Origin of the sequence: uncultured Microscilla sp. (genome assembly GCF_947493425.1) — a bacterium.
Classification (GTDB): Bacteria; Bacteroidota; Bacteroidia; order Cytophagales; family Microscillaceae; genus Microscilla.
The window spans coordinates 19,045-27,318 of the sequence record NZ_CANLRP010000116.1; the positions used below are offsets into that span (position 1 = coordinate 19,045).

Sequence of the window (8,274 nt, forward strand, 5' to 3'; positions counted from 1 at the left end):
TGGTTTGTAATTGATACTCAAAACTACTACAAACCAGTCTTTTATACAGACATATTTTGATGGAGACAGGAGAAAAAAAGCTTAAGACGGGAAAAATTTTGTTTGAAACAGGCAGGTACTGCAAAGGGCTGCAAAGCACCCTACACGTTGATACCTTACAGCCAACCAGGTTCTTACTCAGCCATCAATTTGATTGATTCAGAGTTGATACAAAAACGTAAACCACTGGGTGGAGGTCCATCGGGAAACACATGCCCCAAGTGTCCATCGCATACATTACACATTACTTCTACCCTTACCATGCCATAAGAAGTATCTTTTTCATACTTAATGGCGTTTTCTTTGATTGGCTCTGTAAAGCTTGGCCAGCCCGACTGAGAATCAAATTTTAGGCTAGAGTCAAACAAAGGCGTGCCGCAACATATGCAAGCATACTTTCCTTTGTCATAAGTATGGCACAAATCGCCCGAAAAAGCTGGCTCGGTGCCTTTATGTCGTGTAATGCGGTATTGCTCTGGGGTAAGTTGGGCTTTCCACTCCTCTTCAGTTTTAGTGACTACCCTATCGGGGGTTGGGTTACCTTGCTCGGCAAACTTGACGATGTCGTTCCAATTCATGAGATTATTCCTTTTGAAATTTTCAGTTGAGTTTCAGAATCAATACTCCGCAGTAATTTTAGTCAAAGGTGGTTACTAGTAATCAGTTATCGATGAGTTCAAAACTATGTAACTTTTAATAAAGGTAAACATTTACTCGAATCAGCTATGGTCTATTGACTAAATACTATGGACTATTAAGAATATATAACCATTTTAAAGCAGCAAAGTTCCACACTTGCCACCCTCCCACCAAATTACCCCTATCAAAACCTGACATAAAAGCCCTGTAAAACTAAAAACAAGCACTGCAAAAACAATATTTAAACACATATTGTTAAATATTTTTAAAATACTTTCAATATATTTTTAGATTAGCCTAAAAATATATTTACCTTTGTATTAAAATAAAAATCAGAGAAATAAATAACAATGAACAAACATATACTTTTTACTATATTTCTTAGTCTTGCCTTGGCTACTGCATCAGTATTCGCGCAAAGCGGAAAAATTACTGGAAAAGTAACCTTGAAAGACGGTACTCCGGTACCTTTTGCCAACATTACGCTTGCCAATACGCCAATGGGTACTGCCAGTGATGAAAAAGGAAGGTTTACCATTACTAATGTGCCTTATGGCAACTATACACTCAAGTTTAGTGCTATTGGCTACGCTAGTAACAGCCAAACAATCAGTATAAAAAGCCTGGTAAACACGGTCAATATAGAAGTCGCAGAAAATGCGGAAGAATTGGACGAAATAGTGGTCACAGGAACAATGAAAGCCATTTCACGCAAAGAATCTCCTGTGCCAGTAGAGGTGTACTCTCCTTCTTACTTTAAGAAAAATCCCACGCCCGTGCTTTTCGAGGCATTGCAAATTGTAAATGGGGTGCGTCCTCAGCTCAATTGTGCCGTTTGCAATACTGGTGACATTCACATCAACGGAATGGAAGGACCTTATACAATGGTACTCATAGATGGAATGCCCATAGTGAGTGGCTTGTCTACAGTGTACGGCTTAAACGGGATTCCTAATAGCATGATTGAGCGGGTAGAAGTAGTCAAAGGCCCTGCCTCTACCCTATACGGCTCTGAAGCGGTAGGCGGGTTGATCAATGTGATTACCAAAACCCCCGAAAATGTCGCGCTATTTTCGGCAGATGTCATGGCTACTTCGTGGCAAGAATACAATGCAGACCTGGCGGTAAAATTTGGAAAAAAGAACGCGACCTCGTTGTTAGGGGTTAATTATTATAACTACAGCAACCCTTTAGACAATAACGGGGATGGTTTTACAGACATTACTTTGCAAAATCGCGTATCGGTATTTAACAAGTGGAACTTCAAACGCATCAATAACCGGGTGGCTTCTATTGCAGGGCGTTTTATTTATGAAGATCGTTGGGGTGGGCAAATGAACTGGACTCCACAGTATCGCGGCAGCGACCAAATCTATGGAGAATCTATTTACACTGCCCGCTATGAGTTAATGGGGGCTTACCAACTACCTTTAGACAGTGAAAAAATAATTGCCAACTTCTCGTATAGTCACCACGACCAAAACTCGGTGTACGGAGATATGTGGTATATTGCCCAGCAACAAATTGCTTTTGGACAGTTGGTTTGGGACAAAAAAATAAGCAAAAGCCACGATGCATTGTTTGGGCTGGCGTTGCGTTATACCTGGTACGACGACAACACACCTGCCACCCGGATTGGCGACGAAAACAGTGGTACCAACAAGCCGGACGAGATTTATTTGCCTGGTATTTTTGTACAGGATGAAATAAAACTGGGCAATCACCACAAGGTTTTACTGGGGGCACGTTACGACTATAATTCTGAACACGGTAGCATTTTTACCCCAAGGTTTAACTATAAGTGGACACCCAACAAAAATAATATATTCAGACTGAGCTTTGGCAATGGTTTCAGGGTAGTCAATTTGTTTACCGAAGACCACGCCGCTACTACAGGAGCCCGTGATGTAATCGTTACTGAAGAGCTTCGCCCAGAACGTTCGGTCAATGTAAACTTAAACTACCAGAAGTTTATACCTACCAGTGTGGGGGTGTTGAGTTTAGACGCTACGGCTTTTCATACTCGTTTTTCTAACAAAATCATTGCAGACTATGAAACCAACGATAACCAGATTATTTACGACAACCTGGATGGCTATGCAGTGTCGCAAGGGGTCAGCCTTAACTTAGACTTTGCTTTTACTTTTCCACTGAAAATAATGGCAGGTGCGACCTTAATGGATGTGTACGCAATGGAAAAAAACGCTACCGGGCAACTAGAACGTAACCGTCAATTACTTACTGAAAATATTTCCGGAACTTTTGCGATTAGCTATACTTTTTCCCGTTGGAACTTAAGCATTGATTATACGGGCAATGTATACGGCCCTATGAGACTTCCTATACTAGAAAATGACTTCCGCAATGAGTTTTCAGAAACGTATAGTTTGCAAAATATCCAAATCACCAAAAAGTTTAACAATGGACTGGAAATATACGGTGGGGTAAAAAACCTACTCAACTTTACACCTCCTGCCAACTCTATTATGCGGGCGTTTGACCCGTTTGATAAAACTGCGGATGACCCAGTAAGCAACCCCAACGGATACACTTTTGACCCTACTTATGTGTTTGCACCCAATCAGGGCATTAGAGGATTTTTTGGGGTAAGGTACAGCATCCGTTAACATAAAGAAACGCCTATACCTGCCAGGTTTTCCAAAATCTGGTAGGTATAAAACGCTATTTTATTAAAAATCTACTGACTGCACTATAAAAATATGCAGTCATCAAAAATACTGTTGGTGTTTACCAAAGATTTTTTTCAACCAGTAATGTATTATTGAATGATTATAATCTAATATTTCGTAGCCTCGTGCTTTTTAAAAGTTGTAAGGTTAAAAAGGAGTAGAATATCTGCTCCTTTTTACTGGCTTTAGGCCAATAGTTTTTGATACCCCATGATGACACAAAAAACACTTTTTTTATCTCTGCTACTTATGTTTTGTGGCAATTGGGCTAACGCCCAAAAAAAACAGAAACACAACAAAGTTATACAATGGCTCAGTTTTGCCCAACTGGAAAAAGCCATGCAACAAAACCCTCGCTATATATTGATAGAGGTAGAAACCGATTGGTGTGTCTACTGTAAAATGCTTGACAAAGCCACACTTAGCAAACGTAAAGTGGCAAAGGTAATCAACCAATATTTTTATGCAGTAAAACTCAATGCCGAACACCCCCAAAAAATACGTTTTGGCGGTCAGGTATACCCTTTTATGACCCAGGGCAACAACCAGGGCATACAAGGGCTGGCATTGGCACTCAAGGTGCAAAGTTACCCCACTCTGGTGGTGCTTTCACCCGATTATCAGGTCGTTCATCGTCATAATGGCTATATCAAAGCAAAAAAATTGGCGCCCATTTTAGAGTTCCTAGGGGCAGAAGCATACAAAACCCAGTCGTGGAAAGATTTTATCAGCATCTATAAAAAGAAGGGGGAGAAAAGAGGGGAATAATTTTTTTTCATTTTTTTTGAACCTTTTCTCTGCAAATTGATTTATAGTATTGAAAGAAAATTGTCAAAAATAATTGTTAGTACGCAAAATTAAACTCGCGCCAAACCTTGACGCGAGTTTTTTTGATGGCTCTTATAAAGAATTGGGTTGAAGGGTTATTGTATGCTCATGTTCGCTCTTCACTAGGGCAACCATTCCGATAAACCGCGAACTTCCATTGCATTACAGCAAGGGATTGCCCCTACACTTATCACTTTAATTTATACATAAATACCTGTATATCAGAAATTTTAAAAACTTCGTACACTCTTAAAATGTATCCGCAGGATGCTTAATAAGAGCCTTTTTAATTTACGCTAGGTTACATTCCAGCATAAAGAGTAGTTATTTCTTCCTCTTCTTCGTCATACCTCACAGGTGCGGCTTTAGCTTCACGGGCAAAAGTAGTACACACTGTATGATTTTCGTTTTTTTCTAGAGGGTGCAGGGGCATCACCTGATTTACGGGTTTCTCGACACGCCTGATACGTCTGACGATGGCAACTCTGATAATAACGTCAACGCTTGCAAGGATGAATAGATTTAAAAGCATTTTTAAAAAATATGAAAATGAAATTTGTGCTAATTAGGATTTTATTTCAGGCAAATACCTGATAACCTCTCTACCCTAACGACCATACTTTTGTTATGCTGCAAACTTATTCAGTTTAAACCGAGTAAATGTTACGTTTGCAATTTTAACACACAAAAAACATATTCACAAAAAACCAAACATAACTCCCTGCTAATCAAGTGATTACACACACAAAACCTGTTTGTTATATTTTTTTATCCTCAATATTTGCACAAATAAAAAAAGTGCGTACCTTTGCAATCCCTTACAACAAGGGGCACAACAAAAAGGACCGGTAGCTTAGCTGAATAGAGCACCAGATTACGGCTCTGGAGGTCGTAGGTTTGAATCCTACCCGGTTCACTAAATACAATTAACCTCTGCAAAACGCAGAGGTTTTTTTTATGCCTTTCAATCACGAGCTCTCCCTTTATCATTAGCCCCCTCCTTGTGTTATATTCATTGAGTTTTAACGAGGTGCATTTTCAGATTTGCATACAGCATTTTGGTTTGGCATTTTTTTTTAGTATGTTAAACACCTACCCTAACCAATTTAGCTCACGCTTTTTTTAGGGAGTTTGCAATAAATGGTCCCTCAAGTTTTGGTGAATGGTTTTGATCAAAGGACTTAATACATCAATACTCCACAGTAATTTTAGTCAAAGTTGATTACTGATTACCTTCGTTGAGCTCCCTACAGTCGGTTTACAATGATTAACAGGGTAAACATTTACTTGAATCCACTTTTAACTATGCTTTTTATAAGTTGCTAAAAATCGACGTGATAGAAAAAGTGTAGCTACTTAGGGAACAAGGTATACCTAGAACCTTGCACCTAGTCCCTAGAACCTTGTCGGGGCTATGGACTATTGATACATTTAACCACCACAAACAAAAAACGACTTATGAAAGAAGATTTATTTGATTACGATACTTATACTACTTGTTTAGCGCGTTTAGACCAACTCCATGCCAACACCCGCCCCCTTTGGGGTAAGATGTCTGCCGCACAAATGCTGGCACATTGTGCAGCTGTACAAGAAACCACCAATGGAGCCCCTCTTAAGAAAAAAACCTCTCTTTTGCTGAAAGTACTCAAACCTATGATCAAAAAAATGGTGGTCAAAGGGGAGTACAAACAGGGTGAAAAAACACACCCGGCTTATGTACAAAACAGCCCCAAAAACTTTGAGCAGGAAAAAACACGTTTACTCAATGCCCTGAGGGTTTTTCACGAAATGGGACCAGTAAAAGCTGAAGCCATTCCACATGATTTTTTTGGAAAGATGACTGCTGCCGAAAAAGGACGGGCAATGTTCAAGCATTTAGAACATCACCTCCAACAGTTTGGAGTATAAAATATGTGAACAAAGCTTAAACACCCACCCAAAAGCCCCCTTTGAGTAGTTCAAAGGGGGCTTTTGAATTTTCGTACAGCAAACAAATGTTACTTCCCTAAGGTTTTGTAGGCAACCAGCCCACCTATTAATAAGTTTACTCCAAACAGCCCTACAAAGGCAAGCATCCAGGGATTAGAATCAGTATTTTTGTGGTGATGGTGACGGTGTTTGTACCTACTATAATACGACTTGCCACAACTGCGATAGCGCCCCGACCTTGAATCATTGTCATGAGATATCAAACGTCTGGTTCTGCGCTCCAGGCGTCTTAACTTCCGTTGCTTCGCCCGATTAATCAACAGCCGGCTAGTGAGCAGGTTTATCGAGCGGTAATACTCCATTACTCTCGGTTGGCTTAGACTTTCGTCTACTTTTATATAGCCTTCTATGTCGTGTATTTCTGCCATAAGGGCATTCTCATGAGATCTTAACACCCGTGTAGCTTTACGTACTTGCCGCTTCAGCACACGCAGCTTGTGGGTACTATTTTGTAAAGCATTTAGCTCTTGCTCTAAGCGATAAATACTTGTATAACGTGGGCTTTTTCTACGCCTGAAGCAATCTACAACACGTGTATCTTTGTATGTGCTTGGGTAGGTGTCTGACTTTACCTGTATCTCTACCTCTATTTCAGCTGTACCCTCAGGTTCGTAGTCGTACTGGGCATAAGCAGGCACCACAAAACAGGTAAGGGCAAATAACCATAACAGAGTCAAAAACTTAGGAAGTTGGCGGTTTTTTTTCATAATGAAAAGAATTAAAAGGTGATCATGCAAGATTGGTTATTCTAATATAAAAAAATACCCACAACATTCCTATTGTGGGTAAGCAATAAACAGAATAAAACCTATGTTTTCTTATCTTTTTCTAATAGAACCTCCGCTTGAGCTCTTTACATTTACCTTTTGAGGGTTTCCAGCATATATAACCGACCCACCTGAGCTTGCCCTTGCCTCTATTGCCTGGCTCACATTTACTCTTATGCTTCCACCTGAGCTTACCCTTATCTCGGCATTTTGGCTTATAAAATCTTGTGCTTTAATTCGCCCGCTTGAACTTCCTCTGGCCTCCAAAGTGTTGGTGCTTCCACCTGATAAAAGCATTTTACCTGCCGAAGAAGCATTTAGTTTCAAATCATTTGCCTGTACTTTTCCCTCAAAGCGTCCTGCTGAAGACACTCTCAACGTCATAGTACTACCACTGATAGTATAGTTGGTTTTGACCGACCCCGCCGAACTAGCCGATACCTTGGCAATGTTTTTAAAATTGCTTTGCAAGTCGATGCGGGCGGCTGAACTTGCACTAATGGCTGTTAATGACCGACAGGTAATTTTCACTTTTACATCTACCTTACGATAGCGACGCCCATCTTCCAGGTGTACTCTCAACCTGTCTCCTTTTATCTCAGCTAACACTTCTTTGGCACTAATATTACCACTTACACTAATATCAATGGCTTCTGTATTTCCCTTTACCACAATAGCTTTGATGCCCTCAGCCACGCTCAAGCGCGAAAATGCTTCAAGATTACGGGTTTCGTTAGACTGTGCCTGAGCTACAAGTGTTAATAAAAGCAAGGCAAAACTCAATGCAATAGATTTCTTCATGGGTTCAATTAAATTTATATATTAATAATGACTTAGGAATTGTTCAAAAATAAATTTACACTCTGAGGGGTGATTTTTCGCCTTGATACTTCGTTATTTTTATTGCCCGTAGCGCTGCTATGGGCGCAAAAAATAGCCTCGTCTCAAAACAAAACCTCTACCTCAAGAATGGTAATTTAATTTCTCACCATTCCTTAGTTTGTGAGATCATCACTCACCAGCAACAGTTCTTTATTGTATTTCTTATTTGGTTCAAAGAGGCACGTAATAGATAAAGAGTTGCATATAATGCCTATATTTTTTTCAGTCTTCTAACAAAATAATGGTACTATCACAGTCACGAAATACCGAAATCATTACGAAATAACGTATAAAAACAGCTGTTTTTAACCCTACTTATTTCTGGGAAAATAAAAAAATAAAATTTTATTTCACTGATTTTCAACTACTTAAAAAATAATTTTTAAGCAAAAACACTTTTGGTCTTTGGTTTGAATATATACTAATCAAAGATATTT

7 protein-coding genes and 1 tRNA gene are annotated in these 8,274 nt (G+C 39.6%); 4 read left to right on the forward strand and 4 right to left on the reverse strand.

The annotated features are described in order from the left end of the window. Positions 1-173: 173 nt before the first annotated feature. Positions 174-617, reverse strand: coding sequence for a peptide-methionine (R)-S-oxide reductase MsrB (gene msrB / locus Q0954_RS23465; protein WP_299461052.1), 444 nt, complete (start codon positions 615-617; stop codon positions 174-176). Positions 618-1,028: 411 nt separating this feature from the next. Here msrB and Q0954_RS23470 point away from each other — a divergent pair, with 411 nt between their 5' ends. Continuing rightward, complete coding sequence (locus Q0954_RS23470; protein WP_299461054.1) at positions 1,029-3,305, forward strand: TonB-dependent receptor; 2,277 nt, start codon at positions 1,029-1,031, stop codon at positions 3,303-3,305. Between the two features lie 273 nt (positions 3,306-3,578). Beyond that, entirely contained in the window at positions 3,579-4,136 is a 558-nt protein-coding gene (locus Q0954_RS23475; RefSeq protein WP_299461056.1) for a thioredoxin fold domain-containing protein, read from the forward strand. Between the two features lie 361 nt (positions 4,137-4,497). Here Q0954_RS23475 and Q0954_RS23480 read toward each other — a convergent pair whose 3' ends face one another. Next, positions 4,498-4,629, reverse strand: coding sequence for a hypothetical protein (locus Q0954_RS23480; RefSeq protein WP_299461058.1), 132 nt, complete (start codon positions 4,627-4,629; stop codon positions 4,498-4,500). A 409-nt stretch (positions 4,630-5,038) separates the two neighbouring features. On the opposite strand from Q0954_RS23480, the gene Q0954_RS23485 reads away from it, so the two are divergent. Further along, positions 5,039-5,112: transfer RNA gene (locus tag Q0954_RS23485), tRNA-Arg, on the forward strand. Positions 5,113-5,654: 542 nt separating this feature from the next. Then, a complete protein-coding gene (locus Q0954_RS23490) occupies positions 5,655-6,107 on the forward strand; it encodes a DUF1569 domain-containing protein (protein ID WP_299461060.1) in 453 nt (150 codons plus the stop codon). Positions 6,108-6,196: 89 nt separating this feature from the next. Here the strand turns inward: Q0954_RS23490 and Q0954_RS23495 are convergent, their stop codons facing one another. Together Q0954_RS23495 and Q0954_RS23500 are read right to left on the reverse strand one after the other, a co-directional pair. Beyond that, positions 6,197-6,895, reverse strand: a complete 699-nt coding sequence (locus tag Q0954_RS23495; protein WP_299461062.1) for a hypothetical protein — start codon at positions 6,893-6,895, stop codon at positions 6,197-6,199. A 111-nt stretch (positions 6,896-7,006) separates the two neighbouring features. Beyond that, on the reverse strand, positions 7,007-7,756 hold the full coding sequence (locus Q0954_RS23500; RefSeq protein ID WP_299461064.1) for a head GIN domain-containing protein: 750 nt from the start codon (positions 7,754-7,756) through the stop codon (positions 7,007-7,009). Positions 7,757-8,274: the final 518 nt, after the last annotated feature.